Raw genomic sequence first — 26,910 nt, 5'->3', positions numbered from 1 at the left:
GCCGGCGCCATCGTCGCGGGCGGCAAGGGCGACGCCGAGAGCAAGATCGAGGCCATGAAATCCGCCGGCATCACCGTGGCCGAAAGCCCCGCTGGCCTCGGCGAAGCCGTGCTCAAGGCGATTGGCTAAAGACCCGTTCGCGCGCGCCCCGGGCCTGACCGGGGCACGCGCGGCCGGGTGGTCCCGGGTCAGGCCCGGGACGTGTTGCGAAAAGGACATCTGACATGACCGACCAATCCCCCAACGACCTCTTTCATGCCTCCTCTTTCATGCAGGGGCATAATGCCGAGTATCTCGAACAGCTTTATGCGCGCTATGCCAATGACCCGAACGCGGTCGACGCGGCGTGGAAAAGCTTTTTCGACGCGCTGGGCGATGGTGATGATGATGTGAAGGCCGAGGCCGCTGGCCCTTCCTGGGCGCGCACCGATTGGCCCCCCATGCCGTCGGACGACCTGACCGCGGCTCTTACGGGCGAATGGCCTGCCGAGCCGGAATTAAAGGACGCCGGCAAGAAGATCGCCGCCAAGGCCGCCGAGAAGGGCGTGAGCCTGACCGATGAGGACGTGAAACGCGCCGTGCTCGATTCCGTGCGCGCGCTGATGCTCATTCGCGCCTACCGTATTCGCGGGCATCTGGCCGCCGATCTCGATCCGCTGGGCCTGCGCGAGACGCCGAACCGCCCGGAGCTCGATCCGAAATCCTACGGGTTTACCGAAATCGACATGGATCGCCCGATCTTTATCGACAACGTGCTGGGCCTGCAAATTGCCAGCCTGCGCGAGATCCTTGCCATCGTGAAGCGCACCTATTGCGGCACCTTCGCGCTGCAATACATGCATATTTCCGACCCCGAGCAATCGGCCTGGCTGAAAGAGCGGATCGAGGGCTATGACAAGGAAATCACCTTTACCCGCAACGGGCGCAAGGCGATCCTGAACAAGCTGGTAGAGGCCGAAGGCTTTGAGAAATACCTGCATGTGAAATACATGGGCACCAAGCGCTTTGGTCTGGACGGTGGCGAGAGCCTCATCCCCGCGATGGAGCAGATCATCAAGCGCGGTGGCCAGTTGGGCGTGCAGGACATCGTGATCGGCATGCCGCACCGTGGCCGCCTCAGCGTGCTGGCCAATGTGATGGGCAAGCCCTATCGCGCGATTTTCAACGAGTTCCAGGGCGGCAGCTTCAAGCCCGAAGAGGTCGATGGGTCGGGTGACGTGAAATACCACCTCGGCGCCTCGTCGGACCGCGAATTCGACGGCAACAAGGTGCACCTCAGCCTGACCGCCAACCCCAGCCACCTCGAGGCTGTCAACCCGGTGGTTCTGGGCAAGGTCCGCGCCAAGCAGGATCAGTTGAACGACACCGAACGCACTAAGGTGTTGCCGATCCTGCTGCATGGCGATGCGGCCTTTGCCGGTCAGGGGGTCGTGGCGGAATGTTTCGGTCTGTCGGGCCTCAAGGGGCATCGCACCGGCGGCACCATTCATATCGTCGTGAACAACCAGATCGGTTTCACCACCGCGCCGCATTTCAGCCGCTCGTCGCCCTATCCCACGGATATCGCGCTGATGGTCGAGGCCCCGATCTTCCACGTCAATGGCGATGATCCCGAAGCGGTGGTGCATGCCGCCCGCGTTGCCACGGAATTCCGCCAGAAGTTCCACAAGGACGTGGTGATCGACATGATCTGCTATCGTCGGTTCGGCCATAACGAGGGCGACGAACCGATGTTCACCAACCCGGTGATGTACAAGAAGATCAAGCAGCAGAAGACCACGCTCAGCCTCTATACCGAGCGGTTGGTCAAGGATGGTCTGATCCCCGAGGGCGAAATCGAGGACATGAAGGCCGCGTTCCAAGCCTATCTCGCGGATGAGTTCGAGGCCGGCAAGGATTACCGCCCGAACAAGGCCGACTGGCTGGATGGCAAATGGTCAGATCTGAACGCGCATCGTGGCAAGTATGAGCGCGGCGAAACCGCGATCAAGCCCGAGACCATGGCCGAAGTGGGCCGTGCGCTCAGCACCGCGCCCGAAGGCTTTCCGCTGCACAAGACCGTCGAGCGGCTGCTCGAGGCCAAGGCCGCCATGTTCGAGAGCGGGGAGGGCTTTGACTGGGCCACCGCCGAGGCGCTGGCCTTTGGCTCGCTCTTGACGGAAGGCTACCGGGTCCGCCTCTCGGGGCAGGATTGCACGCGCGGCACCTTCAGTCAGCGCCATTCCGGCCTGATCCATCAGGACAATGAAGAGCGGTATTACCCGCTCAACCATATCCGCGAGGGGCAGGCGCATTACGAGGTCATCGACTCGATGCTTTCGGAATACGCGGTGCTGGGGTTTGAGTATGGCTACTCGCTGGCCGAACCCAACGCGCTCACCCTCTGGGAGGCGCAGTTTGGCGATTTCGCCAATGGCGCGCAGATCATGTTCGATCAGTTCATCTCGTCCGGGGAGAGCAAATGGCTCCGTATGTCCGGTCTCGTCTGTCTCTTGCCGCATGGCTATGAAGGGCAAGGGCCGGAACATTCCTCGGCCCGTCTGGAACGCTTCCTGACCATGTGCGGCGGGGATAACTGGATCGTGGCCAATTGCACCACGCCGGCCAATTATTTCCACATCCTGCGCCGCCAGATGTATCGCACCTTCCGCAAGCCGCTCATCCTGATGACGCCGAAATCGCTCTTGCGGCACAAGATGGCGGTGAGCAAGGCCGAAGAGTTCACCACCGGGTCGTCGTTCCACCGTGTCCTGTGGGACGATGCGCAATACGGCAATTCGCAGACCAAGCTGGTGGCGGATGACAAGATCCGGCGTGTCGTCATGTGTTCCGGCAAGGTCTATTACGACCTGCTCGAGGAACGCGATGCGCGCGGGATCAATGACATCTACATTCTGCGACTGGAGCAGTTCTATCCCTTCCCGGCCATGTCCATGGTGCGCGAACTGGAACGCTTCAAGGGCGCGGAAATGGTCTGGTGTCAGGAAGAGCCCAAGAACCAGGGGGCATGGTCCTTTATCGAGCCCAATATCGAGTGGGTTCTGACCCGGATCAAGGCCAAGCATCTGCGGCCGACCTATGCCGGTCGCCCCGCCTCGGCGTCGCCCGCCACGGGCCTCGCGAAACAGCACAAAGCACAACAAGAAGCGCTGGTGGATGCCGCGCTGACCATCGAAGGGAACTAACCCATGAGTACCGAAGTCCGCGTCCCCACCCTTGGCGAATCCGTGACCGAGGCGACTGTCGCCACCTGGTTCAAGAAACCCGGTGATCCGGTCGCCGCCGACGAGATGCTGTGCGAGCTGGAAACCGACAAGGTGACGGTCGAGGTGCCAAGCCCCGCAGCTGGCACCATGGGCGAGATCGTGGCTCCCGAGGGCACGACCGTTGGGGTCGATGCGCTGCTGGCGACCATCTCCGCAGGTGAGGCCAAATCGGCCCCGGCAAAGGCCGAGAAATCCGAAAAGCCCGCCAAGTCCGAGAGCGCCGACTCCGGGTCGAGCGTTGACGTGATGGTGCCGACCCTGGGCGAGAGCGTGACCGAGGCCACCGTGTCCACCTGGTTCAAGAAGGTGGGCGATCAGGTCGCCGCCGACGAAATGCTCTGCGAGCTGGAAACCGACAAGGTTTCGGTCGAGGTGCCGGCCCCCGCCGCAGGCACGCTGACCGAGATTCTCGCGGCCGAAGGTTCCACGGTTCAGGCCGGGGGCAAGCTTGCGATCCTGTCCTCGGGTGCCGGGGCATCCGCCCCCGCCGCCGCCCCCAAGGCCGAAGAGACCGCAGCGCCCGCCGCTGCCGGTGGCAAGGATGTCGAGGATGCGCCCTCGGCCAAGAAAGCCATGGCCGAGGCCGGTCTCAGCCGTGATCAGGTGCAGGGTTCGGGCCGCGACGGCCGCGTGATGAAAGAGGATGTGGCCCGCGCCGCCGCCGCCGCCACACAGGCCCCCGCCGCTTCCGCTGCCCCCGCTCAGGCGCCGCGCGCGCCCGCCCCGGCCGAGGATGTGGCCCGCGAAGAGCGCGTCAAGATGACCCGCCTGCGCCAGACCATCGCGCGCCGCCTCAAGGACAGCCAGAACACCGCTGCCATGCTCACCACCTACAACGAGGTGGACATGACCGAGGTCATGGCGCTGCGCAATCAGTACAAGGACGAGTTCTACAAGAAGCATGGCGTGCGCCTCGGCTTCATGTCCTTCTTTACCAAGGCCTGCGTGCATGCCCTGAAAGAGGTGCCCGAGGTCAACGCCGAGATCGACGGCACCGATATCGTCTACAAGAACTTCGTCCATATGGGCATCGCGGCGGGCACGCCCACCGGCCTTGTCGTGCCGGTGATCCGCGACGTCGACTCCATGGGCTTTGCCGCGATTGAAAAGGCCATCGCCGAAAAAGGCGCGCGCGCCCGTGACGGCAAGCTCTCCATGGCGGAAATGCAGGGCGGCACCTTCACCATCTCGAATGGTGGTGTCTATGGCTCGCTCATGTCCTCGCCCATCCTCAACCCGCCGCAATCGGGCATTCTGGGGATGCACAAGATCCAGGATCGCCCCATGGCGATCAACGGCCAGGTGGTGATCCGCCCGATGATGTATCTGGCGCTCAGCTACGATCACCGGATCGTGGACGGCAAGGGGGCTGTGACCTTCCTCGTGCGGGTCAAGGAAGCGCTTGAGGATCCCCGCCGTCTGTTGATGGATTTGTGAGGAAATCGTGGGTTGGCACCCACCCTACGATGTCGCGTAGGGTGGGTGAAACCCGCTACGAGGAAACCAGATGACCCACGAACTCACCGCCCTCACCCTCGCGGCGCTCTGGCAGGTCGTGCAATTCGTCCTCTATGCCATCCCCGCCAATCTCGAGCTTGGGCCGGGCTACACGATGTCCGCGCGCGATCACGAGCCGCCGCGGCCCCTCTCCCCGCAAACCGCCCGCCTTGGCCGGGCGCTTTCGAACCATTTCGAGGGGCTGATCCTCTTTACCATCGCGTGTCTGGTGATCACCCTGTCCGGCCAGTCCAGCCACTTCACCGCCTGGTGCGCCTATAGCTACGTCGCCGCCCGCATCCTCTATGTGCCTGCCTATTACGCCGGGCTCAGCCCCGCGCGCTCCTTCATCTGGGCGGTGGGTCTGCTCGCCACGCTTCTCATGCTTTTGGCGGCGCTCTTCTGATGTTTCATCTGGCTCAAAATACCTCGGGGGAGGCGCGCGCAGCGCGACGGGGGCAGCGCCCCCAGTCTCCCCCGCCCGCACCGACGCAATACCGATAGACGACCGACGCGGCTGCGGCCGCGAAAAACGAAAGGATCTGACCCATGGCCTCTTACGACGTAATCATCATCGGTGCTGGCCCCGGCGGCTATGTCTGCGCCATCCGCTGCGCGCAACTGGGGCTGAAAACTGCCGTGGTCGAGGGGCGCGCCACTCTGGGCGGCACCTGTCTCAACGTGGGCTGCATCCCCTCCAAGGCGCTCTTGCACGCGAGCCACATGCTGCACGAGGCCGAGCATAATTTCGCGGCCATGGGCCTCAAGGGAAAATCCCCCTCGGTCGATTGGAAGCAGATGCTGGCCTACAAGGATGACGTGATCGGCCAGAACACCAAGGGCATCGAATTTTTGTTCAAAAAGAACAAGGTAGACTGGATCAAGGGTTGGGGTTCCATCCCCGAGGCGGGGCGCGTCAAGGTGGGCGATGATATCCACGAGGCCAAGAAGATCGTCATTGCGTCCGGCTCTGTGCCCGCCTCTCTGCCCGGTGTCGAGGTCGATGAAAAGATCGTCGTCACCTCTACCGGCGCGCTGGAACTGGGCAAGATCCCGAAATCACTGGTGGTGATCGGCGCGGGTGTGATCGGGCTCGAGATGGGCTCGGTCTATGCCCGCCTGGGGGCCGAGGTGACGGTGATCGAATATCTCGACGCGATCACGCCCGGCATGGATGGCGAGGTGCAAAAGACCTTCCAAAGAACATTGAAGAAACAAGGGCTTAACTTCATCATGGGCGCCGCCGTGCAATCGGTCGAGACACTCAAGACCAAAGCCAAGGTGAATTACAAACTACGCAAGGACGACAGCACGCATCAGCTGGATGCCGATACCGTTCTGCTCGCCACGGGGCGCAAACCCTATACCGACGGGCTGGGGCTGGCCGAGTTGGGCGTCGAGATGACCAAGCGCGGCCAGATCGCCACGGATGACCATTGGCAAACCTCGGTCAAAGGCATTTACGCCATCGGCGACGCCATCGAAGGCCCGATGCTGGCCCACAAGGCCGAGGACGAAGGCATGGCCGTGGCCGAGGTGCTGGCGGGCAAACATGGGCATGTGAATTACGGCGTCATTCCCGGCGTGATCTACACGCATCCCGAAGTCGCCAATGTCGGCGCGACCGAAGAAAGCCTGAAAGAACAAGGACGTGCCTATAAGGTCGGCAAGTTCTCCTTCATGGGCAATGGCCGCGCCAAGGCGGTCTTTGCGGGCGACGGTTTCGTGAAAATCATCGCCGACAAGGAAACCGACCGCATTCTGGGCGCGCATATCATCGGGCCAGCGGCGGGCGATCTCATCCACGAGATTTGCGTGGCGATGGAATTCGGGGCCTCTGCGCAGGATCTGGCGCTGACCTGCCACGCGCATCCCACCTATTCCGAGGCCGTGCGCGAAGCGGCTTTGGCCTGCGGGGATGGGGCAATCCACGCTTGAGCGGGGGGGCTCTGCGCCCTTCGGGCCGCAGGCCCGGCTGCTTTACAGAACTCCGGCGGGCGGCATGGCGGTTGCAGGGTGCGATGAAAGCACCCTACTTCCGTGCCGGCCGATCGGGATCAAATCCCGCCTCGCGCATCAGCGCGTCCGAGGCCCCTTCGACATCCTGCTCCAGCCGCGCCATGAAAGAATCCCGGTCAAGGCCTTTCGGTATCGCGGGCAGGAATTCGACCACCGCCAGCCCCGGTTTGCGGTAGATGCCGCGTTTGGGCCAGAACACACCCACATTGGTGGCCGCAGGTACGCAGGGCACGCCCATCTGTTCATAAAGCACGGCGGTGCCAATCTTGTAGGGCATCTTGGCGCCGGGGGCCACGCGTGTGCCCTGGGCGTAGATGATCAACTGGCCGGGGGTCTGCGCGCCGCGGGCCACATCCTCGACCATCTTCTTGATCGCAGCGCCCCGCTTGCCACGGTCCACCGGCACGCAGCCGATCCGCATGCCGTAGAGGCCGATGACCGGTGTCCAGAGGATTTCGCGTTTCATGATGAAACGCCCCGCGGGAAGTTCGCTGAAAATCAACAAGATATCGAGAAAGGATTGATGTTTGGAGGCAATCAGAACCTGCCCGTCGGGCGGCGTGCCGCGCACTTCGGTGCGCAGGCCCACCATCCAGGCGGCGGTCCAGCGGACCCAGCGGCAATAGGCCTTGCAGGCCGCAAGCGCGCCCTTGCGGCTGACAATGGCGGCGGGCATGTAGATCAGCCCGACCACGGGCAGCATGACATACATCTGCGCCACAAAGAGCAGCGACCGCACCCATTGAACGGCGTATTTCATGGCATGTCCTTTAACGTGCGTTGCGCGGCAAGGCGGGTGGCGACAAAGGCCACGCCTGCCGCCAGCAGAGGAATGATCAGGGGCCAGATCCAGTGCCAGCCCTGAAACCCCAGCCCGGTCAGGAACCCGCCCTCGATCTGTGCGCGCGGCAAGAGCAGGATCGCGCCGCAGCCCAGAACCACGCCGACACTGGCCCCGCTTAGCGCGCGGAGTGTGAAACGGCGCACGAAAGCGTGGGCGATATAGGTATCCTGCGCGCCCACAAGGCGCAGCACGCTGATAACCTGTGCATTGGCCGCAAGGGCGGCGTTGGCCGCCAGCGTGATCATCGCGCCGACCGCCGCGCCGATGAGGATCAGCGAAACCCACCCCAAGAGCCGCAACCGGCTGGCCGCGCGCACCAGGGGTTGCCGCCAGCGCGTGTGATCGTCGAGCATGGCGCCCGGCACCTCGGCGCTCAGGCGCAGGCGCAGGCCCTCGGCGTCAAAGCCTTCTGAGGTTTCGATCACCTCGATCAGGCGCGGAATCGGCAGATCGGAAATGGGCAGGCCGGGGCCGAACCACGGGGCCAAGAGGGCGGCCTGTTCCTCATCCGTCAGGGCGCGGGCGTGGTCCACCCCGGAGGTGGTTTCAAGTACGCGGAGCGCAGCCGCGGTTTGGGCCGCCATCTGGCCTTCGGGGGCCGAAATCCGCACGGTCGCGGTGCGGGCAAGCTCGTTGCCCCAGCGATCCGCCAGCCGGCCAGTGGCCAGCGACAAGGCGAGCGCGAAGACCGCCAGAAAGGCCATCACGCCCGCGCTGAACAATGTAAGCCAGGCTGTGAATCCGGTGGGCGGCACCACACGGTCGGCCTGCCTGTCGGTCAGAAGCAGAGCCTTGACCTGTGAGAGGTCGAGCTTCATAGATCCGCCCCCGCCAATTGCAGCTTGCGCGATGCAATCCGCAGGACACGGGCCTGAACGTGGCTCTTGGCGGCACGGATCAAGGCGAGATCATGGGTCGCGATCAGGATGGTCTTGCCCATGCGGTTCAACTCGATCAGCAGGCGCAAGAGGCGCTGCGACATCTCCCAGTCGACGTTGCCGGTCGGCTCATCCGCCAGCACCACATCGGGGGACATGATGACGGCACGGGCAAGGGCCGCGCGCTGGCGCTCGCCCCCGGACAATTCCGGCGGCAGGGCATTGGCGCGGTCCTTGAGGCCGACCCAGCCGGTCAACTCGCGCAGGTTGGCATCCTCGGCCAAGAGATCGCGGCCCGAGACGGCCAGCGGCAGGGCGATGTTGTCCGAGACGCTCAGGTGATCGAGAAACTGGCAATCCTGATGCACCACACCGATCCGGCGTCGGACCATGGCGATGTCGTCACGCTCCATTGTGCGCCGTTCCTGCCCGAACAGGCGCACCTGTCCCGCTGTGGGCACAAGAGCGCCATAACATAGCTTGAGCAGCGTTGTTTTGCCCGATCCCGACGGCCCGGTCAGGAAATGAAACGAACCGGGGCTGAGCGCCAGCGACACATCCGCCAGCAACTCGCCGCCGCCATAGCTATAGGCCACATTCTCCAGCTCGATCACGGCTGTCCCCTTGTCACTCACCGCCCCTAAATGCCCCAGAGGCCACACATGTGCAATGATCCTGCACGTGATTCGCTTTGGCCTTTTCCGAAAGCTGCGAACCGCCTATGCTTATGGCTAATGAGAGGGGCCGGACAACGGCGGCAAGAAGCAGGTGGCAGAATGAGGCTGATTTGCCCGAATTGCGGTGCACAATACGAGGTGCCCGACGAGGTGATCCCGGAGAGCGGGCGCGACGTGCAATGCTCCAACTGTGGGGACACCTGGTTTCAGCATCATCCGTCGCACACGCCCGATACGTCGAGCGACGACGATCTGGACGTGCAGTCGCGCGATGACGACGTGCCGCCCCCCGCGCCCGCCGAAGACGGACCGGAGGCCAGTGACGATTCCCTGACCGATGAGTTCGACGACGACTACGACGATTACGACGACGATATGTTCGACGAGGACCTGCCAGAGTCGGAACCGGAGCCTGAGCCTGAGCCTGAGCCGGTGTCTGCCCGCCCTGAGCGGCGCGGCATCGACCCTGCGGTCGCTGATATCCTGCGACAAGAGGCCGAGCGCGAACGACAGGTCCGCGCGGCCCCCGGCGGGATCGAGATGCAGCCCGATCTGGGCCTGACGGAGCCCGACCTCTCCGAAGACGAGCGCACAAGGCAGGCCCGTGCCCGGATGGAGCGCCTGCGCGGTGCCTCTGGCCCGTCTGCACCGGCAGCGCCCGAGATGACCGATGCACATGCTGGCATCGACCCCTCATCCCGGCGCAATCTCTTGCCCGATATAGAAGAGATCAATTCCTCGCTGACATCGACTGGCGACCGCGCAGAACCGGCGCAGAGCCCGATTCCCGAGAATACCGAATTGCCGGTCGGGCGTGGCGGTTTTCGCAGCGGCTTTCGCCTTGCGATCATCACCTTCGGTCTCGCGGCCCTTGTCTATGCGCTGGCTCCGCGTCTGGCCGCGTCCATCCCCGCAGCCGAGGCACCGCTCACGCAATATGTGAATGCGGTCAACATGGCGCGGGTTTGGCTGGATCAACTGGTCGCGGGCTGGTTCTAGGCGGGGCTGCTGTTCGGCCGGGGCTGCGACACGCGGCCCCTTGGGTCTTGACCTCTGGCCAAGGGCAGCGCATGTCGCGTGCATGCGCCTCAGAGGAGACCTGCCATGAGCCTCAATCGTTCGATCAAGATCGCCCCTTCCATTCTCTCTGCCGATTTCGCCAATTTCGGGGCGGAAATCCGGGCCATCGAGGCGCAGGGATGTGACTGGGTGCATGTCGATGTGATGGATGGGCATTTCGTGCCCAACCTCACCTTTGGTCCGCCGCTCTGCGCCGCCATCCGCCCGCATATCAAGACGGTGATGGACGTGCACCTGATGATCTCGCCGGTCGATCCCTATATCGACGCCTTCGCGCAGGCCGGGGCCGACATCCTGACCGCGCATCTCGAAGCGGGGCCGCATATCCACCGCACCTTGCAGGCCATTCGCGGGGCAGGGTGCAAGGCGGGTCTCGCGCTCAATCCCGGCACGGGGATCGACGCGGTCGCGCATCTGCTCGACATGGTCGACCTGATTTGCGTAATGACGGTGAACCCCGGTTTCGGCGGGCAAAAGTTCATTCATAGCCAGATCGACAAGGTCAAACGCCTGCGCGCGATGATCGGCGACCGGCCCATCCATATCGAGATTGACGGTGGCATCACCACGGAAACAGCACCTTTGATGGCGGCGGCGGGGGCCGATGTGCTGGTGGCGGGCTCTGCGGTCTTCAAGGGCGGCAGCGTCGATAACCCCGGCGTTTACGGCGAGAATATCCGCGCAATCCGCCGCGCGGCAGAGGCGGCGACCGGTTCCATGGCATGAGCCGCGCAGTCATTTTTGACCTCGACGGCACGCTTATCGACAGCGCGCCGGATATTCACGCCGCCGCGAATCGTGTGATGGCGCGGCATGGGTTTGCGCTGTTCACACCAGAGGAAACCCGCAGTTTCATCGGCAGCGGCGTGCCGCATTTCATCACCTGCTGTCTGACGGCGCGCGGACGGGCAGGGGATGGCGCGCTGCGCGCCCGTCTGATCGAAGAGTTCATCGCCGATTACGAAACTGCCGTGACCCTGACACGGGTTTATCCGGGGGTCATGGGCGCGCTTGACGTCCTGGCGGGGGCCGATCTGGCGCTGGGACTTTGCACCAACAAGCCCGAGGGGCCGGCCCATTCTGTCCTGTCTCATCTGGGGCTGGACGGTTATTTCCCGGTGATCATCGGAGGGGACAGCCTGACCGTGCGCAAACCGGACCCGGCCCCGCTTCAGGCCACGGCGGCAGCGCTTGGCGCGCGGGACGTGGTCTTTGTCGGCGACAGCGAGGTCGATGCTGAAACGGCGGCACGGGCGGGGGTGCCCTTTGTTCTTTATACTCAAGGCTATCGCAAGGGGCCGGTCGAGCGGATCACCCATGATCGCGCGTTTTCGGATTTCGCGCACTTGCCGGGGCTGATCACAGACCTCTTGTCCTGAGGGCGATTGCGCGGGCATACTCAGCCCATGCGAACCCGTTTGACCGAGGTCCTTGGCCTGACCCATCCCATTCTCTGCGCGCCGATGGCCTTTGCCGCCGGGGGGCGTTTGGCGGCGGCTGTGACCCACGCTGGCGGACTGGGCCTGATTGGGGGCGGCTATGGCAATGCCGATTGGCTGGACGGGGCCTTTGCCGAGGCGGGGAATGCGCAGGTGGGCTGTGGATTCATAACATGGAAAATGGCCGAAAACCCTGCGGTTCTGGATCAGGTTCTGGCGCGCAAACCGGCGGCGCTGTGCCTATCGTTCGGCGATCCCGCGCCATTCGCGCCCCGGATCGCGGCGGCGGACGTGCCGCTCATCTGTCAGGTCCAGACCCTGCGAGACGCGCAGCGCGCGGCTGAGTGCGGTGCGCGGATCATCGTGGCGCAGGGGGCCGAGGCGGGTGGCCACGGCGAGCGGCGCGGCACGATCACGCTGGTTCCCGAGGTGGCCGACTGGCTGGCGCGGCAGGCCCCCGAGGTGCTGCTCTTGGCGGCGGGGGGCATTGCCGATGGGCGGGGATTGGCCGCGTCGCTCATGCTGGGGGCGGACGGCGTTCTGATCGGATCGCGCCTCTGGGCCTCTGCCGAGGCGCAGGTATCTCAGGCGATGACCGATGCCGCGATTGCCGCGACCGGGGATCAGACGATCCGCTCGACCGTGATGGATGCCGCGCGCGATCTGCGTTGGCCTGCACGCTACACGGCGCGGGTGCTGCGCAATGCGGTGACAGAGCGTTGGCATGACGATCCCGACGGTTTGCGCAAGGATTTGCCCGCGCGCGACGACTGGGCGACGGGCTGGGCAGCGGGTGATCCGACCCGCGCCAATACCTTTGTGGGTGAGGCAACGGGGTTGATCCATGATCGCCCGCCGGTGGCCGACATCATCGCGCGGATCGTGGACGAGGCCGAAGCGCTGCTCCGGCGCGCGCCGGGCTGGGCCGGATGAGTGTAGCGGACCGTCTGAAGGCCGAAATATCGGCGCGGCGGGACGATCTGATCGCGCTCACGCAGGATCTGATCCGCATTCCCACCCTCAATCCACCGGGCGAGAATTACCGCGAGATTTGCGACTATCTCGACCGTCGCCTGCGCGCGGCGGGGTTCGAGACCGAATTGATCCGCGCACAGGGCGCGCCGGGCGACAGCGACCGGCATCCGCGCTGGAATATCGTGGCGCGGCGCGCGGGCGCGCGCCCCGGCGCTTGCGTGCATTTCAACAGCCATATCGACGTGGTCGAGGTGGGCCATGGCTGGAGCGTGGATCCCTTTGGCGGTGTGGTGATCGACGGCAAGATCTATGGGCGCGGCGCCTGTGACATGAAGGGCGGACTTGCGGCAAGCATCATCGCGGCAGAGGCGTTCATCGCCACCTGTCCCGATTGCGCCGGGGCCATCGAGATCAGCGGCACGGCGGATGAGGAATCGGGTGGCTTTGGCGGCGTCGCCTATCTGGCCGAGCGCGGCTATTTCAGCCCCGGCCGGGTGGATCACGTCATCATCCCCGAGCCCTTGGGCAAGGATCGCATTTGCCTTGGGCATCGTGGCGTCTGGTGGGCCGAAATCGAGACGCATGGCGAGATTGCGCATGGCTCCATGCCCTTTCTCGGGGATTGCGCCGTGCGGCACATGGGCGCCGTGATCGAACGGATGGAGGCGCAGCTCTTTCCGGCACTGGCGGCCCGGCGCACCGAGATGCCGGTGGTGCCCAAAGGCGCGCGGCACTCCACGCTCAACATCAACTCGATTCATGGCGGCGAGCCGGAGCAGGACGCTGAGTATACCGGCCTGCCCAGCCCTTGCGTGCCCGACCGCTGCCGGATGGTGATCGACCGGCGGTTCCTGATCGAGGAGGATATTGGCGCGGTCGAATCCGAAATCCGTGATCTGCTGGAAAGCCTGCGCAGTGGCAGAGCGGGGTTTGACTATACCTTGCGGGAATTGCACCGTGTCCTGCCAACGATGACCGACCGCGATGCGCCGGTTGTGGGGGCGGTGGCGCGGGCGGTGGATCAGGTGTTCGGCCATGCCGCCGATTACGTGGTCAGCCCCGGCACCTATGACCAGAAACATATCGACCGGATCGGGCGGCTGAAGAATTGCATCGCCTATGGCCCCGGTATTCTCGATCTGGCGCATAAGCCGGATGAATATGTAGGGATCGAGGATATGGAGCAGTCCGCGCTTGTCATGGCGCTTGCGCTTGCAGAGTTGCTCGGGGCGTGAGTTCCCTGTTATGAAAATACTCAAGATTCAGGCCCTGCGGCAGGTGCTGGGTTTTGAGTATTTAGAGAACGATGAAACCGCTCAGGTGCCGATGGCGATATTGTCGATCAGGCGCACCCCTGCCAGCCAGACCGCCGCAAAGAGCCGGGCGGGGCGGGTCGGGGCAGCCAAGCTCGACAAATCGTCCTGGGCGCGCAGATCGAGGTAATCGACCCCGGTAAAGCCCGCCCGTTCCAGCCGCGTTACCGCCTCGGCGTGCAGCGTGCCAAACTCGGTGCCTGCGCGCAGCCCTTCGGCGATCTGCTCCATCACCTCATGCAGCACGGGGGCCGTGGTGCGGGCGCGGTCCGACAAAAGCAGGTTGCGTGAGGACATGGCCAGGCCGTCGATCTCCCGGATCGTCGGGCAGCCATGCACGGTGATCGGAATATCCAGATCCGCCGCCATGCGGCGCACGACCATCAGCTGCTGATAGTCCTTTTCGCCAAAAAAGGCATCGGTGGCTGCTGTCTGGGTAAAAAGCTTGGTCACGACCGTGGACATCCCGTCGAAATGGCCGGGGCGATAGACGCCCTCCATCACATCCGTGAGGCCCGCGACAGAGACGGTCGTGGCGAAATGCTCGGGATACATCTGGTCGCCATCCGGCACCCAGAGGGCATCCACGTCGAAGCGTTCCAGCTTGCGTGCGTCCTCGGTTTCCGTGCGAGGATAGTTCTTGAGGTCCTCGGGATTGTTGAACTGTTTTGGATTGACAAAGATGGTCACGATCACCCGGTCGCAGGCTGCCTTGGCCGCCGCCACCAGCGACAGGTGCCCGTCATGCAGCGCGCCCATGGTGGGCACGACGCCAATCGTCTCGCCTGCCAAAATCCAGGGACGGGTGGCGGCACGCAGCGCGCTGAGGTCGCGCAGGATGGGCGCGCTCATCCGCGCGGCGCCTTGTCGGCAAAGGTATGTTCGGCTGCGGGGAAGGTCCGCGCGCGCACCTCGGCGGCATAGGCGGCAATCGCGGCCTCGCCATCCGCGCCCAGATTGCCGTAACGCTTGACGAATTTCGGTTTGAAGGCAGTGAAGAGCCCCAGCATGTCATCGACCACGAGAATTTGCCCATCGCAGCCCGCAGAAGCGCCAATGCCGATGGTGGGAATGGCAATCTCTGCCGTGATCCGGTCGGCCAGCGAGGCCGTGACCTTTTCCAGCACGACCGAAAAGGCCCCCGCCGCACTGACCGCGCGGGCATCGGCCAAGAGCGTCTCGGCGGCATCGCCGCGCCCCTGCACCTTGTAGCCGCCCAGCGTGTTGATGGATTGTGGCGTGAGGCCGATATGCGCCATCACCGGCACACCGCGCGCCACGAGAAAGGCGATGGTGTCCGCCATGTGCCGCCCGCCTTCGAGCTTGACCGCCGCAGCCCCCGTTTCGCGCATGATCCGCGCGGCGTTGCGAAAGGCCTGCTCGGGGCTTTCCTCATAGGAACCGAAGGGCATGTCGATCACCAGCATGGCATGGCTGAGGCCGCGCGCGACTGCCTGACCGTGCAGGATCATCATCTCCATCGTGACACCAAGGGTCGAGGGCAGGCCGTGCACCACCATGCCCACGCTGTCGCCCACCAGCACGAAATCGCAGGCGGCATCCATCATCCGCGCCATCGGCGTCGTATAGGCTGTCAGGCTGACGATGGGCGTGCCGCCTTTCATCGCGCGGATATCCTCCGGCAGGGGGGCGGTCTTGGTGGCGGTGGCGCTCATGGGCTGAAGTCCGGTCATTTCTGCATTGCGGCGCACGCTATCAATCCTCGTCAGAGAAATCCACACCTCTGTTTTCGCATGCGATCTGGCGTGACGTCGCTTTCGTGCGGCGTTGCGTCGGATGGGCTGCGCGCGAAATGGCAGGATTGATAAACATCGGCCCAACTTATGTTACCCGAAGGGAGTCGCACGTCATGAAAACCCAGGTCAAAGCCCTCGTCGTTGGCGGTGGGGCCGTTGGCACCTCGATTGCCTATCATCTCGCCAAGGCCGGGTGGGAGGATGTGATGCTGCTGGAGCGGGACGAGTTGACCTCCGGCTCTACCTGGCACGCAGCGGGGCTTCTGCCGCTCTTCAACATGTCCTTTGCGACCACCCATATCCACAAGTATTCTGTGGAATTCTACAAGACGCTGGAGGCCGAAACCGGGCTCAACGCGGGCTTTGCCGTGGTGGGCAACCTGCGCATGGCGCAGACCCAAGAGCGCATGGACGAGTTCATGCTCTACGCCTCGACCGCCGAGACCTGCGGCGTGCCCTATCAGTGGCTGACCCCGGACGAGATCAAGGAACGGTGGCCGCTGATCAACACCTCTGATCTCAAGGGTGCGCTCTATCACAACACCGACGGCTATATTAACCCCGCCGATGTGACGCAGGCCATGGCCAAGGGCGCGCGTCAGCGCGGCGTGATGATCGAGCGCAAGTGGCAGGCGGATGCGTTCCACTGGACCGGCAGCGCCTGGGAAGTGACCTGCACCAAGATGGTGGAAAAGGGCGGCAATCTGGTTCCTTCGGACGAGCAGATCGTCATCACTGCAGAGCATGTCGTGACAGCCTCGGGCAACCATGCGCAGACCACCGCCAAGAAATTGGGCATCAAGATTCCGGCAATCCCCGTCGAGCATCAGTTCGTCGTGATGGATCAGGACCCGGCGCTGGTCGAATTCCGCAGACAGGGCGGCAAGGAACACCCGGTCGTGCGCGACGCCGATGCGCAGAGCTATGTGCGTGAAGAGCGCGGCGGCTGGATTCTGGGTGTGTATGAAAAGAATGCCCCTGCCTGCTTTGAATATGGCGTGCCGGACAGCTTCCGCGCCGACCTCTTCCCGCTCGATCTGGAGCGGATCGAAGAACAATACATGGCGATGATCCACCGTATTCCTTCGTGCGAGGAAAGCGGCCTCAAGGATGATTTCAACGGGCCGATCTGCTACACGCCCGATGGCAACCCGCTGGTCGGTCCCGCGCCGGGGCTGCGCAACATGTGGCTGGCCGAGGGGTTCAGCTTTGGCATTACCGCGGCGGGCGGCACCGGCTATTACCTCGCGCAGTTGATGGTGAATGGCGAGGCCGAGATCGACATGGCGAGCCTTGATCCCAAGCGCTATTCCTCGAACTGGATGACGACCGAGTTTGCCGCGCGCAAGAACGAGGAATGCTACGACCACGTCTATATTCTGCATCACCCGGATGAAGAGCGCCCGGCCTGCCGTCCGCTGCGCACCTCGCCCGCCTATGACCGTCAGAAGGCGCGCGGCGCGCAGTTCGGCTTTGTCAATGGCTGGGAGCGCCCCAACTATTACGGGCCCCTCGACGCGCCGGAAAACTTCGACCATGACGCGCGCAGCTTCCGCCGGGGCGGCTGGTGGCAATATGCCGTCGAAGAGGCCAAGGCCATCCGCGAGGGCGTGGGCCTGATCGACGCGACCGCCTTTTCCAAGCACATGGTCAAGGGGCCGGGGGCGACTGCGTTCCTCGATTGGTTCACCTGCAACAAACTGCCGAAAGTGGGCCGTATCAACCTGACCTATGCGCTGACCGATCACGGCACGACGCGCACGGAATACACCATCGTGCGCCTCAAGGAGCATGAATACTACCTCGTCTCTGCCGGGGCCTGGACGGAATACGATGCCGATTACCTGCGCAAATCGGCCGAGGATATGGCGGGCGAATTCGGCTATATCGAAATCCAGGATGTCACGACGCAATGGGGTGTCTTTGCCATCGCCGGGCCGAAATCGCGCGACGTGCTGAACGAGGTCATCAAGGACGCGGATCCGGCGACTGCGCTCAGCAACAAGCGGTTCCCCTGGCTCTCGGCGCAGCGGATCGAGCTGGGCATGTGCCCGGTCAATGCCATCCGCGTGGCCTATACCGGCGAATTGGGCTGGGAATTGCATCACCCGATCGAGATGCAGAACTACCTGTTCGATCTGCTGGAAAAGGCTGGCGCAAAGTATGGAATGAAGCTGGTCGGCGCGCGGGCGCAAAACTGGTTGCGGCAGGAGAAATCCTATCGCGCCTTTGGCAACGAGCTTGGCCGCGACGCGACCCCGCTCGAGGCGGACCTGCCCCGCTTTGTCGATCTGGACAAGGACTTCCGTGGCAAGGCCAAGATGGTCGAGACCGGCGTGCGCGCGAAATGCTGCACGCTGCTGATCGACGGGCCTGCCGATGCCGATCCCTGGGGCCGCGAGGCGCTCTATACGCCCGAGGGCGAGCGCGTCGGTCGCCTGACCTCTGGCGGCTATTCGGTGGCGTTCGGCAAGTCCATCGGCATGGGCTATGTCAAGCCCGAGCAGGCGGTCGAGGGCACCAAGCTCAAGGTCAAGATGCTCGATCAGCTCTGGGATGCCGTCGTGACCTGCGACAGCCCCTATGATCCCAAGAACGAGACCATCCGCAAGGACGGGTAACACAGCATAGGGGGCGCCAATCGGCGCCCCCTATTTCCAATGCGCCCCGAGCCAGGTTTTCCAATCCCCCTCGGACCCGGCAAAGACGTTGATATCGACGCCGCCCTCGATCCCCGGCACGATTCCGGTGCCGGTATATTGCCAAAAGGTCCAGCGTTTGCCGGGATAGACCTGGTCGGGCGTCTTGGCGACCGAGCGCAACCAGAATTCCACCCCCTCGATCTGTCCGATGCCGGTTTGCTCGTAGAATTCCGGGGTCGTGTAGATGATCGGGCGCTGGCCGTAATAGCGCTCGACGATATCGAGGAAAATCTGCGCTTGCCTGCGCACCTCTGCCCCCGGTGGGCGCACCGTGCAGGTGGGCGAAAACGGGTTCCACTCCATATCGAGCACGGGCGGCAGCGCCTTGCCCCGGCGCGGCACGTTCTGGATGAACCATTGCGCCTGCACCTCGGGCGGGGTGCAGAAGTAATAGAAATGATAGGCCCCGCGCGGTACGCCATTTCGCGCGGCCAATTGCCAGTTGCGGTCGAATTGCGCGTCCTTGAGATCGCCGCCTTCGGTCGCCTTGATAAAGGCAAAGGCCACCCCAGAGAGCGCCGTGCGCCGCCAGTCGATTTCGTTCTGAAAGCGCGCCACGTCGATGCCATGAACCGGATAGCGTGACGGGCCGTGCGGGCCGAAATCGACCGGGGCGTAATCGCCGTACCGCTCGGTTGCCAGTGCGGGTCCGCACAGGAGGGCGAGGCAGAGGAAAAGAGCACGCAGCATCTGGAAACCCGTTACAGTGACTCCTGTCTCGAGCCTAACGCAAACCCGGCCGCCCGGTCAGGCGTTTTCGTGCCTGCTACTCTTTTTCCGCCAGTTCATCGTAACAGGCGAGCGCCTTGGCGGCATACATCATCGCCGGGCCGCCGCCCATCTGGATCGACATGGCGAGCACGTCACCCACTTCTTCGCGGGTAGCCCCTGTGCGAATGAGCGCTTCCATATGCAGGGCGATGCAGGGTTCGCATTTGGTGGCAACCGCAATGCCCAGGGCCACGAATTCCTTGACCTTGAAGTCAAGCGTGCCGCCTTCCTTGACGGCCTTGCCCAAGCCACCGAAGGCGCGGGCGGTGTCAGGAATGAGCGCGTTGAGCGTGCGCAACTCCTGCCGGGTGGTCTCGATCCTGGTTGGCCAAGTCATTTGCGTGCGCTCCCTCTGCCTGTCTCTGTTCCGGCAGAAACCATGCCGCGCCGCGCATGGCCTTGATCCAGATCAGGCGGGCCGCTCTGCAATCAAGAGGACATTGTTGGCGGGCATCGCGCGGGTGTCGATCAAGGTGAGCCCCGCGTCGCGCAGCCAATGCTGGACCTCTTCCAGATCCTTGTAGCCGATGGCGGGGTCCTGCGCGATCAGGCTCGCGTGGAACCGGGCGTCGCCCTCGGATGTGGCCTGCCCCTCGCGCAGGAACGGCCCGTACAGCGCAAAGCGCCCCGCCGGGGCGAGGGCACGGGCCACCTCTTGCACCAGCGTTTGTGCCTCTGGCGTCGAAATGAGATGCAGGAGGTTGATGAGCACGATCAAGGCGCGCTCGCCCGCCTCTGTGCCCCAACCCGCTTGCGTCGCGTTGAGGGGCATGGCCGCGCGCAGATTGGGCAATCCGGCCTCGGCCGCCCAAGCGTCGATACTGGCGCGCCGCGCAGCGTCCACCTCGGTCGGTTGCCAGTCGAGACCGGGCATCGCATGGGCAAAGCCCACGACATGCTGACCCGTGCCGCTGGCAATTTCGAGTGCGCGGCCTGTCGCGGGCGCAATGCTGACCAGTGCCTCGGTGATGGCCGCCGCGTTGCGTTCGGCAGAGGGCGCATGCAACTTGGCCCCGTCGCCCGCATGTGCGACCGAAGCGGTGGGCGGCAGGCTGCGTTGCGCCATTGGCTCAGGCCTCTTCGGTGCGGTCGGTGGCGGGGGGCGGTGCAGGGCTGAGGGCGGCAAGCCGTGCATAGAGGGCCGCGTGCATCTCGAAATCGAGGGCGGCCAGCGATGGCGCGATCTGCGCGGCAGAGCGCCCGGAAATGATCGGCACGGGCTTGGCCGGATGCTGCGCTGCCCACGCCACCGCGAGGGTGGCAGGATCGGTGCCCAACTCTTGCGCAATCTCGACAAGGGCAAGCGCCGCCTCTTGCATCCAGCCCTGACCATAGCGGATGGCGTAGCGTTCATTGCCCGTGAGCCGCCCGGTTTCGCCCCGCGCATATTTGCCCGTGAGCAATCCGCCGGCCAGCGGCGAATACCCCGCCACCACCATGCCTTCGGAGGCGGCCATCGGCAGGATTTCAACTTCGGCCTGCCGTTTCACGAGGCTATACATCGGTTGCAGGATCGAAATGGTCAGATCGAAACGCGCGGCAATGCAGGCGGCCTTCATCGCCTGCCACGCGGCGAAATTCGACAGGCCGACATGGTCGATCTGTCCGCGCGCGCGCAACTCGGCGAAGGTTTCCAGAGTTTCCTCAAGCGGCGTCTTGGGATCAAAGCGGTGGAGGTAGAGAATCTCGACCTTGTCCATGCCCAGACGCTGGCGAGAGATGTCGAACTGCGCGAGGATGTTCTCGCGCCCAGCCCCGCCCGAATACCCGGCCTTGGTGGCAATGGTCAGCCGGTCGCGATGCGCGGCGGCGAACCGACCCAAGAGCGTTTCCGCAGCGCCATCGGTATAAAGATGCGCGGTATCGAAATGGGTGATGCCCGCGCCGAGGCAGGCGTCGAACATGGCGCGCGAAGCGGCCTCGTCTGCGGCATCGCCGAATTGCATGGTGCCAAAGGCAAAGCGGCTGGCCGGGGTTCCGTCGGGGGAGGTGATTTGCATGGTCATGGCGCAGAGATTGCCATGTGGATGTTGCAAAGAAAAGCTGTCACCTTGAAAGTTGAGAGCCATGGGCTTAGGCGGGGGGAAACGGAAGCAAACCCGAACCCGTCGCAAGGAGCGCACGCGCATGAAAATGCATGAAACCTTCATCAAGCCGATGCACCCCGAGGGGCGCAAGTTCGTGGCGATCTTTGCGCTCGTCACGCTTGCGCTCTTCATGGTCTGGGATGTGCTGGGCTGGATCGGCGCGGGCCTCACGGTGTGGTGCTACTATTTCTTTCGCGACCCCGCGCGCGTGACCCCCGAGCGCCCCGGCCTGATCATCAGCCCCGCAGACGGCATCGTGTCGCTGATCGAACCGGTGGTGCCGCCTGCCGAACTGGGCCTGCCGGACACGCCGCTCACCCGCGTCAGCGTGTTCATGAGCGTATTTAATTGCCATGTGAACCGCGCGCCGGTCGCAGGCACCATCAAGACGGTGGCCTATCGCCCCGGCAAATTCCTCAACGCCTCTCTCGACAAGGCGAGCGAGGACAACGAGCGCAATGGCGTGGTGATCGAGATGGCCGATGGGCGGCTCTTGCCGGTGGTGCAGATCGCCGGATTGGTGGCGCGGCGCATCGTGTGTTTCGTGAAACCGGGCGCGGCCATTGGGCGCGGAGAGCGGTTTGGTCTCATTCGTTTTGGCTCTCGTCTCGATGTGTATCTGCCCCAGGGTGTTGCCCCGAGTGTGCGCGTGGGTCAGACCATGGTGGCGGGGGAAACCGTGATCGCGGAGTTGGAGCAATGACGCCAGACCCCGAGCCCCACGCGCGCCGCGAGGTAACGCTGGCGCAGCTTTTGCCCAACATGCTGACCGTGGCCGCGATCTGTGCCGGGGTGACGGCGATCCGGCTCGGCGTGCAGGGGGACTATGTGCGCGCGGTGCAGCTCCTGCTCATTGCCGGGGTTCTGGACGGTCTCGATGGTCGTCTGGCGCGGCTTTTGCGCAGTTCGAGCGCCATGGGGGCCGAGCTTGATTCGCTGGCGGATTTCGTCAACTTCGGCGTCGCGGCCCCGCTGGTGATCTATTACTGGGGCCTTCAGGATGCGCGGCAGGCGGGGTGGATCGCGGTGCTCTTCTTTGCCGTGTGCTGCGTCATGCGTCTGGCGCGGTTCAACGTCAGCGCGCGCGAAGAGGGCGGCAAGGGCGGATCGGGGGCCTATTTCCAGGGATTGCCTTCGCCCGCAGGCGCGCTTCTGGCGATGCTGCCGATGTTCGTGACCTTCGCGCTGCCCGATATGTCCCCGCCGCCTGCGTTCCTCACCGGGCTCTACATGGCCGGTGTCGGTCTCTTGATGATTTCGCCGGTGCCGGTCTGGTCGTTCAAGAAAACCCGCATCTCGCGCGAGAACGTCAAGTTCTTCCTCCTGGCCTTTGCCTGTGTCGCGGCGGCGCTGGTGATCTTTACCTGGGCGGCGCTGATCGTGATGTGTCTGGCCTATGTCGGCATGGTGATCTGGGCTGCGCTCTTCTGGTATCCCAACGAGGGTTAGTCGATATAGGCATCGGCCCGCAGACCTGCACGCTCGTGATGGATTGGCAGGGTGCGGCCGTAAAGCTGTTGACAGCGTTCGGGCGTGCCCACCATTCCCGGCTCTTCGACATACGACAGGATGGCGACGTAACGCGGGGTCGCGCCCCGCAAGGGGGCGACCCGGTGGAGCGAATAGCGCCCCCGGAAAATCTGAAGATCGCCGGGTTCCAGCACAAGCGTTCTGACCTTGTTCGAGGTGCCATCCAGCACCTTTTCCACCTCGGCGAAATTCTCGCCCCCGGCACGGATATTGGGCGCGTATTCAAACGCGCCTCCCTCATCGGCATTCTGAAGCGCGATGGTGACGGTGAAATTGTTGGTGTCGAAATGCCACGGGAATCCGTTGCCTTCATCAGCGGCATTCACGATCACATCGGCCAGCGGATCGGCATAGGGATAGAATTTTTCCTCCTCCAGACAGTCCTGAATGAACGTGGTCAAGGCGGGATATTCATAGAGCGCGCGCAGCGGGCTTGCGGGTGGAAAGTTGTCCGCCGGGATAAAGCTGTTGGAGCGTTCGAAGAACCGTCGGCGTGGATCGGTGGCGGGCAGGCTCGGGTCGTCCTTGGTGAAATAGGGGTTGGTGCGGTTGAAGGATCGAAACGCCTTGTCCGCAACGCCCTCTGCCTGCGCGCGCAGGATCTCCACCCCGGCCGGGGTGAGGAACCCCTTGAGCACCGCGCAGCCATCGTGCCCAAGATCAGCCCGGACACGGGCAAGGACCGCGTCGCGCGCCAGCCCCATTTGGTGAACTGGGTAGCGGTCTAGATCAATCAGGGCTTCGGGGCTGTTCATGGTCTGTCTCCTGGCGGTCCATGCGCCAAAGAGTATGGCCTGCCTCGCGCGCGTCTGTTCTGAAACCGACCGGTGGCGATGTCGCGCCAATGACCCCCGCGATGAACGCAAACAGCCGCCGGAATCCCGGCGGCTGTCCTATCCAGACCTGTCCCGGCGGTTAGTTCGGAATCTCGCCTGTCAGCCCCTCGACATAGAAGTTCATCCCCAAAAGCGTGCCGTCATCGGCGACCTCGCCCTCGGCCAGCCAGTCCGACCCGTCCTGCTTTTTCAGCGGGCCGGTGAAGGGATGATAGCTGCCCTCGGCCATGGCGGCCTTGAGGGCCAGTGCCTCTGCCTTGACATCTGCAGGCACCGCATCGGAAATCTCGCCAATACCCACCATGCCCGGCCCGATGCCATCCCATGTCTGCGTGCTCTCCCATGTCCCGTCAATCACCGCCTGCGTGCGGGCGATGTAATAGGGCGCCCAGTTGTCGATGATCGACGACACGCGCGGGAAGGGGGCGTATTCGCCCATGTCCGAGGCCTGTCCGAAGGTCACGACATTGCCGGCCTTTTCGGCGGCGGCCTGCGGCGCGGTGGAATCGGTGTGTTGCAGGATCACGTCGGCGCCTTGCTCGATCAGGGCAGTGGCGGCGTCGGCCTCTTTCGCGGGGTCAAACCATGTATAGGCCCAGATGATCTTGAACTCGACATCCGGGTTGACCTTTTTCGCGTGGATATAGGCCGAATTGATGCCGCGAATGACCTCGGGGATGGGATAAGACGCGATGTAGCCCACGATGTTCGATTTGGTCATCTTGCCTGCGATATGGCCCTGCACCGCGCGCCCCTCGTAGAAGCGGGCGGAATAGGTCGAAACATTGGGCAGGGTCTTGTAGCCGGTGGCGTGTTCGAATTTCACGTTCGGGAATTTCTCGGCCACCGCCAGCGTCGCCTCCATGAAGCCAAAGGAGGTGGTAAAGATCAGGTCCGCGCCCTGGAGCGCCATCTGCGTGATCGCGCGCTCGGCATCGGCGCCCTCTGGCACGCTCTCTTGATAGACGGTTTCGACGGCATCGCCGAATTGCGCCTCGACCGCCAGACGCCCCTTGTCATGCTCATAGGTCCAGCCGCCATCGCCGATGGGGCCCACGTAGATAAAGCCGACCTTGGTCTTGTCCTGCGCGACGGCGGCACTTGTCAGACCAAGGGCCAGTGCGGCAGAGGTCAGTAGATGCGTGAGTTTCATTCGGGGTCTCCCTGTTGTGATCTTTTGATATGATCTTATTGCGAGGCGTGAAAGATGCGGCCCAGAGAGCCGGGCGCGCGGGATTTGTCCGCCGACATGATGACCAGCACGAGGATGGTGATCAAGTAGGGCGACATGGAAAGATATTCCACCGGGATGGCGACACCCGCCGCCTGAAGGTTGAGTTGCAGCACCGACACCCCGCCAAAGAGCCACGCGCCAAGCAGCACGCGCCCCACTTTCCACGAGGCAAAGACCACGAGCGCCAGCGCGATCCAGCCCGCCCCCGAGGTCATGCCTTCGGTCCATTGCGGCACGCGCACGAGGCTGAGATAGGCCCCGCCCAGACCCGCGCAGGCCCCGCCAAAGAGGATCGCCAGAATACGGATGCGCACCACCTTGTAGCCAAGCGCATGTGCGGCCTCGTGGTTCTCGCCCACCGCGCGCAGGATCAGCCCGGCGCGGGTATATTTCAACAGCCCCCAGACCAGAGCCACAAGCGCAAGGGCGACATAGACCATCAGATCATGGGAAAAGAGCACCCGCCCGACAAAGGGCAGATCGCTCAGGACAGGCAGGTCGAGCCGGGTGGTCGGCGGCGGCTTGATCCCGACATAGCCCTGCCCCAGCAGGGACGACAGGCCTAGGCCAAAGAGCGTGAGCGCCAGACCGCTGGCCACCTGATTGGCAAGGGCCAGTTGCGTCAAGAGCGCGAAGAGCAGCGCCAGAATGGCCCCCCCGGCGGCGGCGGCGACAAAGCCCACGACCGGCGAGCCGGTATTGACGGCCATCGCAAAGCCGCAGATTGCGCCGGTGATCATCATGCCCTCAACCCCGAGGTTGAGCACCCCCGCCCGCTCGACGACCAGCTCGCCAAGGGCTGCCAGCAGGATGGGGGTCGAGGCCACGATGAGCGAGGCCAGAAGCAGCGCCGGATCAATCGACGAGAGGACCATCACGCCACCTCCTTTGTCGCCAACCGGATGCGGTAATTCGTCAGCAGGTCAACGGCCAGCAGAAAGAACAACAACATCCCCTGAAAGAGCTGGATCGCGGCGGCGGGCAGGCCCATGTTGGATTGCGCCAGTTCGCCCCCGATATAGGTGAGCGCCATCAAGAGCCCCGCAAGCAGGATGCCAAACGGGTGCAACCGGCCCAGAAAGGCCACGATGATCGCGGTAAACCCATAGCCCACGTTGAAATCAATGCTGACCTGCCCCGCGGGCCCCGCCACCTCGAAGAGGCCAGCCAGACCGGCCAAGGCCCCCGAGGTGCCAAGACAGAAGAGCACGAGCCGTGCCGGGCGCACCCCGGCGAACCGCGCCGCGCGTGGGGCCTGACCAGCCAGCCGGATGTGATACCCAAGAAGGTGTCGGCTGAGCAGCACATAGGCGAAAATGACCGCGATCAGCGCCGCCACCACCCCCCAATGCATGCCGGTGCCGGTGATAAGCTCCGCGTTATGGGCGCTGTCATATTGGCGCAGGTTGCGCGAGCCGGGAAAGCCGCGCCCCTCGGGGTTCTTCATCAGGCCAAGGGCCATGGCCGCCAGCAATTGTTCGGCCACATAGACCAGCATCAGCGAGACGAGGATTTCATTGGTGCCGAACCGCAGCTTGAGAACCGCCGGGATCATGCCCCAGGCCCATCCGCCAACGGCCCCTGCCAGCACCATCAGCGGAAAAATCAGCGCGCTTTCAGCTGGGTAAAAGGCAAGCGCCACCCCGGCACCCGCAAGCGCGCCGACGATATATTGCCCCTCGGCCCCGATGTTCCAGATGCCGGCGCGAAACCCGAGGCTGAGGCCAATGGCAATCAGCACCAGAGGCGCGCCCTTGATCAGAAGTTGGGGCCGGTAATAAAACGCGAACTCGCCAAAAAGCGGCTGCCAGAAGATCGTCGAGATCGCCGCGACCGGGTCCTGGCCCAGGGCGGCAAAGAGCGCACCCCCCGCCACCATGGTGATCAACACCGCCAGAACCGGCGTGGCCCATGTCCAGAGTTGCGAGGGTTGGGGGCGCTTCTCGAGTTTCAGCATGGCACGCGCCCAGGCTTCTTCTTGGTAAAAATACTCGAAAACAACGGG

At 63.9% G+C, this 26,910-nt stretch carries 25 protein-coding genes and 1 pseudogene; 13 read left to right on the top strand and 13 right to left on the bottom strand.

Translation table 11 applies throughout. From position 1 onward, the window contains the following. The 5 genes and pseudogenes from MVC20_RS06015 to lpdA all read left to right on the top strand — a co-directional run. Positions 1 to 129: pseudogene (locus MVC20_RS06015) on the top strand (succinate--CoA ligase subunit alpha); the annotation flags it as partial. A gap of 95 nt (positions 130 to 224) precedes the next feature. Further along, the gene (locus MVC20_RS06010) at positions 225 to 3,185 is read left to right on the top strand and encodes a 2-oxoglutarate dehydrogenase E1 component (RefSeq protein WP_297539438.1); all 2,961 of its coding nucleotides are present in this window, start codon (positions 225 to 227) and stop codon (positions 3,183 to 3,185) included. A gap of 3 nt (positions 3,186 to 3,188) precedes the next feature. Next, positions 3,189 to 4,703 (top strand): 2-oxoglutarate dehydrogenase complex dihydrolipoyllysine-residue succinyltransferase, encoded by a 1,515-nt coding sequence (gene odhB, locus MVC20_RS06005; RefSeq protein WP_297539436.1) that lies wholly within the window; start codon positions 3,189 to 3,191, stop codon positions 4,701 to 4,703. Between the two features lie 70 nt (positions 4,704 to 4,773). After that, complete coding sequence (locus tag MVC20_RS06000) at positions 4,774 to 5,169, top strand: MAPEG family protein (protein WP_037270064.1); 396 nt, start codon at positions 4,774 to 4,776, stop codon at positions 5,167 to 5,169. A gap of 143 nt (positions 5,170 to 5,312) precedes the next feature. Continuing rightward, positions 5,313 to 6,701: a dihydrolipoyl dehydrogenase gene (lpdA, locus tag MVC20_RS05995; protein WP_297539434.1), complete on the top strand. Its 1,389-nt coding sequence runs from the start codon at positions 5,313 to 5,315 to the stop codon at positions 6,699 to 6,701. Between the two features lie 94 nt (positions 6,702 to 6,795). On the opposite strand, the gene MVC20_RS05990 is transcribed toward lpdA, so the two are convergent. The 3 genes from MVC20_RS05990 to MVC20_RS05980 are packed head-to-tail and all read right to left on the bottom strand — an operon-like array spanning position 6,796 to position 9,118. Then, complete coding sequence (locus MVC20_RS05990) at positions 6,796 to 7,542, bottom strand: lysophospholipid acyltransferase family protein (protein WP_297539433.1); 747 nt, start codon at positions 7,540 to 7,542, stop codon at positions 6,796 to 6,798. Next, positions 7,539 to 8,444 (bottom strand): FtsX-like permease family protein, encoded by a 906-nt coding sequence (locus MVC20_RS05985; protein WP_297539432.1) that lies wholly within the window; start codon positions 8,442 to 8,444, stop codon positions 7,539 to 7,541. Before MVC20_RS05985 ends, MVC20_RS05990 begins: the two co-directional genes overlap by 4 nt. Then, positions 8,441 to 9,118 (bottom strand): ATP-binding cassette domain-containing protein, encoded by a 678-nt coding sequence (locus MVC20_RS05980; RefSeq protein ID WP_297539431.1) that lies wholly within the window; start codon positions 9,116 to 9,118, stop codon positions 8,441 to 8,443. The genes MVC20_RS05985 and MVC20_RS05980 overlap by 4 nt, the downstream gene beginning before the upstream one ends. A gap of 162 nt (positions 9,119 to 9,280) precedes the next feature. Between MVC20_RS05980 and MVC20_RS05975 the strand changes: the two genes are divergently transcribed. From MVC20_RS05975 to MVC20_RS05955, 5 genes are all read left to right on the top strand, one after another. Further along, entirely contained in the window at positions 9,281 to 10,180 is a 900-nt protein-coding gene (locus tag MVC20_RS05975; protein WP_297539429.1) for a zinc-ribbon domain-containing protein, read from the top strand. A gap of 105 nt (positions 10,181 to 10,285) precedes the next feature. Continuing rightward, complete coding sequence (rpe, locus tag MVC20_RS05970; RefSeq protein ID WP_297539427.1) at positions 10,286 to 10,987, top strand: ribulose-phosphate 3-epimerase; 702 nt, start codon at positions 10,286 to 10,288, stop codon at positions 10,985 to 10,987. Next, positions 10,984 to 11,640: a phosphoglycolate phosphatase gene (gene gph / locus MVC20_RS05965; protein WP_297539425.1), complete on the top strand. Its 657-nt coding sequence runs from the start codon at positions 10,984 to 10,986 to the stop codon at positions 11,638 to 11,640. Before rpe ends, gph begins: the two co-directional genes overlap by 4 nt. Before the next feature lie 27 nt (positions 11,641 to 11,667). Next, positions 11,668 to 12,633, top strand: coding sequence for a nitronate monooxygenase (locus MVC20_RS05960; RefSeq protein WP_297539423.1), 966 nt, complete (start codon positions 11,668 to 11,670; stop codon positions 12,631 to 12,633). Continuing rightward, positions 12,630 to 13,910 carry an acetylornithine deacetylase/succinyl-diaminopimelate desuccinylase family protein gene (locus MVC20_RS05955; RefSeq protein WP_297539420.1) on the top strand — a complete coding sequence of 427 codons (1,281 nt, stop codon included), beginning with the start codon at positions 12,630 to 12,632 and terminating at the stop codon, positions 13,908 to 13,910. The genes MVC20_RS05960 and MVC20_RS05955 overlap by 4 nt, the downstream gene beginning before the upstream one ends. An 81-nt stretch (positions 13,911 to 13,991) precedes the next feature. Here the strand turns inward: MVC20_RS05955 and panC are convergent, their stop codons facing one another. Continuing rightward, positions 13,992 to 14,840, bottom strand: a complete 849-nt coding sequence (gene panC / locus MVC20_RS05950; RefSeq protein WP_297539419.1) for a pantoate--beta-alanine ligase — start codon at positions 14,838 to 14,840, stop codon at positions 13,992 to 13,994. Continuing rightward, positions 14,837 to 15,664, bottom strand: a complete 828-nt coding sequence (panB, locus tag MVC20_RS05945; protein ID WP_297539417.1) for a 3-methyl-2-oxobutanoate hydroxymethyltransferase — start codon at positions 15,662 to 15,664, stop codon at positions 14,837 to 14,839. The genes panC and panB overlap by 4 nt, the downstream gene beginning before the upstream one ends. A 194-nt stretch (positions 15,665 to 15,858) precedes the next feature. Here panB and MVC20_RS05940 point away from each other — a divergent pair, with 194 nt between their 5' ends. After that, positions 15,859 to 18,366: an FAD-dependent oxidoreductase gene (locus MVC20_RS05940; RefSeq protein WP_297539415.1), complete on the top strand. Its 2,508-nt coding sequence runs from the start codon at positions 15,859 to 15,861 to the stop codon at positions 18,364 to 18,366. A 30-nt stretch (positions 18,367 to 18,396) separates the two neighbouring features. Here the strand turns inward: MVC20_RS05940 and MVC20_RS05935 are convergent, their stop codons facing one another. The 4 genes from MVC20_RS05935 to MVC20_RS05920 all read right to left on the bottom strand — a co-directional run bounded on the left by MVC20_RS05935 (position 18,397) and on the right by MVC20_RS05920 (position 21,224). Beyond that, the gene (locus tag MVC20_RS05935; RefSeq protein ID WP_297539413.1) at positions 18,397 to 19,137 is read right to left on the bottom strand and encodes a GH25 family lysozyme; all 741 of its coding nucleotides are present in this window, start codon (positions 19,135 to 19,137) and stop codon (positions 18,397 to 18,399) included. 76 nt (positions 19,138 to 19,213) lie between these two features. Further along, a complete protein-coding gene (locus MVC20_RS05930) occupies positions 19,214 to 19,555 on the bottom strand; it encodes a carboxymuconolactone decarboxylase family protein (protein WP_297539411.1) in 342 nt (113 codons plus the stop codon). A gap of 72 nt (positions 19,556 to 19,627) precedes the next feature. Continuing rightward, entirely contained in the window at positions 19,628 to 20,284 is a 657-nt protein-coding gene (locus tag MVC20_RS05925) for a DUF938 domain-containing protein (protein WP_297539409.1), read from the bottom strand. Positions 20,285 to 20,288: 4 nt separating this feature from the next. Beyond that, positions 20,289 to 21,224, bottom strand: a complete 936-nt coding sequence (locus MVC20_RS05920) for an aldo/keto reductase (RefSeq protein WP_297539407.1) — start codon at positions 21,222 to 21,224, stop codon at positions 20,289 to 20,291. A gap of 121 nt (positions 21,225 to 21,345) precedes the next feature. On the opposite strand from MVC20_RS05920, the gene MVC20_RS05915 reads away from it, so the two are divergent. Then, positions 21,346 to 22,008, top strand: a complete 663-nt coding sequence (locus MVC20_RS05915) for a phosphatidylserine decarboxylase (RefSeq protein WP_297539405.1) — start codon at positions 21,346 to 21,348, stop codon at positions 22,006 to 22,008. Then, complete coding sequence (locus MVC20_RS05910) at positions 22,005 to 22,754, top strand: phosphatidylcholine/phosphatidylserine synthase (RefSeq protein ID WP_297539403.1); 750 nt, start codon at positions 22,005 to 22,007, stop codon at positions 22,752 to 22,754. Before MVC20_RS05915 ends, MVC20_RS05910 begins: the two co-directional genes overlap by 4 nt. Here MVC20_RS05910 and MVC20_RS05905 read toward each other — a convergent pair. From MVC20_RS05905 to MVC20_RS05890, 4 genes are all read right to left on the bottom strand, one after another. Continuing rightward, entirely contained in the window at positions 22,751 to 23,590 is an 840-nt protein-coding gene (locus MVC20_RS05905) for a hypothetical protein (RefSeq protein ID WP_297539401.1), read from the bottom strand. The two genes, MVC20_RS05910 and MVC20_RS05905, sit on opposite strands and share 4 nt — an antisense overlap. A gap of 160 nt (positions 23,591 to 23,750) precedes the next feature. Next, on the bottom strand, positions 23,751 to 24,824 hold the full coding sequence (locus tag MVC20_RS05900; protein ID WP_297539399.1) for a BMP family ABC transporter substrate-binding protein: 1,074 nt from the start codon (positions 24,822 to 24,824) through the stop codon (positions 23,751 to 23,753). 35 nt (positions 24,825 to 24,859) lie between these two features. After that, complete coding sequence (locus tag MVC20_RS05895; protein WP_297539397.1) at positions 24,860 to 25,780, bottom strand: ABC transporter permease; 921 nt, start codon at positions 25,778 to 25,780, stop codon at positions 24,860 to 24,862. Beyond that, on the bottom strand, positions 25,780 to 26,862 hold the full coding sequence (locus tag MVC20_RS05890) for an ABC transporter permease (RefSeq protein ID WP_297539395.1): 1,083 nt from the start codon (positions 26,860 to 26,862) through the stop codon (positions 25,780 to 25,782). The genes MVC20_RS05895 and MVC20_RS05890 overlap by 1 nt, the downstream gene beginning before the upstream one ends. Positions 26,863 to 26,910: the final 48 nt, after the last annotated feature.

The organism is Roseovarius sp., from assembly GCF_027019125.1.
GTDB lineage: Bacteria > Pseudomonadota > Alphaproteobacteria > Rhodobacterales > Rhodobacteraceae > Roseovarius.
Note: the sequence above shows the minus strand (reverse complement) of the source record. Positions and strands in the feature narration are given on the sequence as shown.

Excerpts from the sequence above, each read along its gene's own strand:
- lpdA (WP_297539434.1), top strand. The coding sequence starts at position 5,313 with ATGGCCTCTTACGACGTAATCATCATCGGTGCTGGCCCCGGCGGCTAT.
- panB (WP_297539417.1), bottom strand. The coding sequence starts at position 15,664 with ATGAGCGCCACCGCCACCAAGACCGCCCCCCTGCCGGAGGATATCCGC.
- odhB (WP_297539436.1), top strand. The coding sequence starts at position 3,189 with ATGAGTACCGAAGTCCGCGTCCCCACCCTTGGCGAATCCGTGACCGAG.
- MVC20_RS05930 (WP_297539411.1), bottom strand. The coding sequence starts at position 19,555 with ATGACTTGGCCAACCAGGATCGAGACCACCCGGCAGGAGTTGCGCACG.
- MVC20_RS05935 (WP_297539413.1), bottom strand. The coding sequence starts at position 19,137 with ATGCTGCGTGCTCTTTTCCTCTGCCTCGCCCTCCTGTGCGGACCCGCA.
- rpe (WP_297539427.1), top strand. The coding sequence starts at position 10,286 with ATGAGCCTCAATCGTTCGATCAAGATCGCCCCTTCCATTCTCTCTGCC.
- MVC20_RS05900 (WP_297539399.1), bottom strand. The coding sequence starts at position 24,824 with ATGAAACTCACGCATCTACTGACCTCTGCCGCACTGGCCCTTGGTCTG.
- MVC20_RS05990 (WP_297539433.1), bottom strand. The coding sequence starts at position 7,542 with ATGAAATACGCCGTTCAATGGGTGCGGTCGCTGCTCTTTGTGGCGCAG.
- MVC20_RS05985 (WP_297539432.1), bottom strand. The coding sequence starts at position 8,444 with ATGAAGCTCGACCTCTCACAGGTCAAGGCTCTGCTTCTGACCGACAGG.
- MVC20_RS05910 (WP_297539403.1), top strand. The coding sequence starts at position 22,005 with ATGACGCCAGACCCCGAGCCCCACGCGCGCCGCGAGGTAACGCTGGCG.
- MVC20_RS05920 (WP_297539407.1), bottom strand. The coding sequence starts at position 21,224 with ATGACCATGCAAATCACCTCCCCCGACGGAACCCCGGCCAGCCGCTTT.
- MVC20_RS05960 (WP_297539423.1), top strand. The coding sequence starts at position 11,668 with ATGCGAACCCGTTTGACCGAGGTCCTTGGCCTGACCCATCCCATTCTC.
- MVC20_RS05915 (WP_297539405.1), top strand. The coding sequence starts at position 21,346 with ATGAAAATGCATGAAACCTTCATCAAGCCGATGCACCCCGAGGGGCGC.
- MVC20_RS05925 (WP_297539409.1), bottom strand. The coding sequence starts at position 20,284 with ATGGCGCAACGCAGCCTGCCGCCCACCGCTTCGGTCGCACATGCGGGC.
- MVC20_RS06000 (WP_037270064.1), top strand. The coding sequence starts at position 4,774 with ATGACCCACGAACTCACCGCCCTCACCCTCGCGGCGCTCTGGCAGGTC.
- MVC20_RS05895 (WP_297539397.1), bottom strand. The coding sequence starts at position 25,780 with ATGGTCCTCTCGTCGATTGATCCGGCGCTGCTTCTGGCCTCGCTCATC.
- MVC20_RS05890 (WP_297539395.1), bottom strand. The coding sequence starts at position 26,862 with ATGCTGAAACTCGAGAAGCGCCCCCAACCCTCGCAACTCTGGACATGG.
- MVC20_RS05940 (WP_297539415.1), top strand. The coding sequence starts at position 15,859 with ATGAAAACCCAGGTCAAAGCCCTCGTCGTTGGCGGTGGGGCCGTTGGC.
- MVC20_RS05975 (WP_297539429.1), top strand. The coding sequence starts at position 9,281 with ATGAGGCTGATTTGCCCGAATTGCGGTGCACAATACGAGGTGCCCGAC.
- panC (WP_297539419.1), bottom strand. The coding sequence starts at position 14,840 with ATGAGCGCGCCCATCCTGCGCGACCTCAGCGCGCTGCGTGCCGCCACC.
- gph (WP_297539425.1), top strand. The coding sequence starts at position 10,984 with ATGAGCCGCGCAGTCATTTTTGACCTCGACGGCACGCTTATCGACAGC.
- MVC20_RS05955 (WP_297539420.1), top strand. The coding sequence starts at position 12,630 with ATGAGTGTAGCGGACCGTCTGAAGGCCGAAATATCGGCGCGGCGGGAC.
- MVC20_RS06010 (WP_297539438.1), top strand. The coding sequence starts at position 225 with ATGACCGACCAATCCCCCAACGACCTCTTTCATGCCTCCTCTTTCATG.
- MVC20_RS05905 (WP_297539401.1), bottom strand. The coding sequence starts at position 23,590 with ATGAACAGCCCCGAAGCCCTGATTGATCTAGACCGCTACCCAGTTCAC.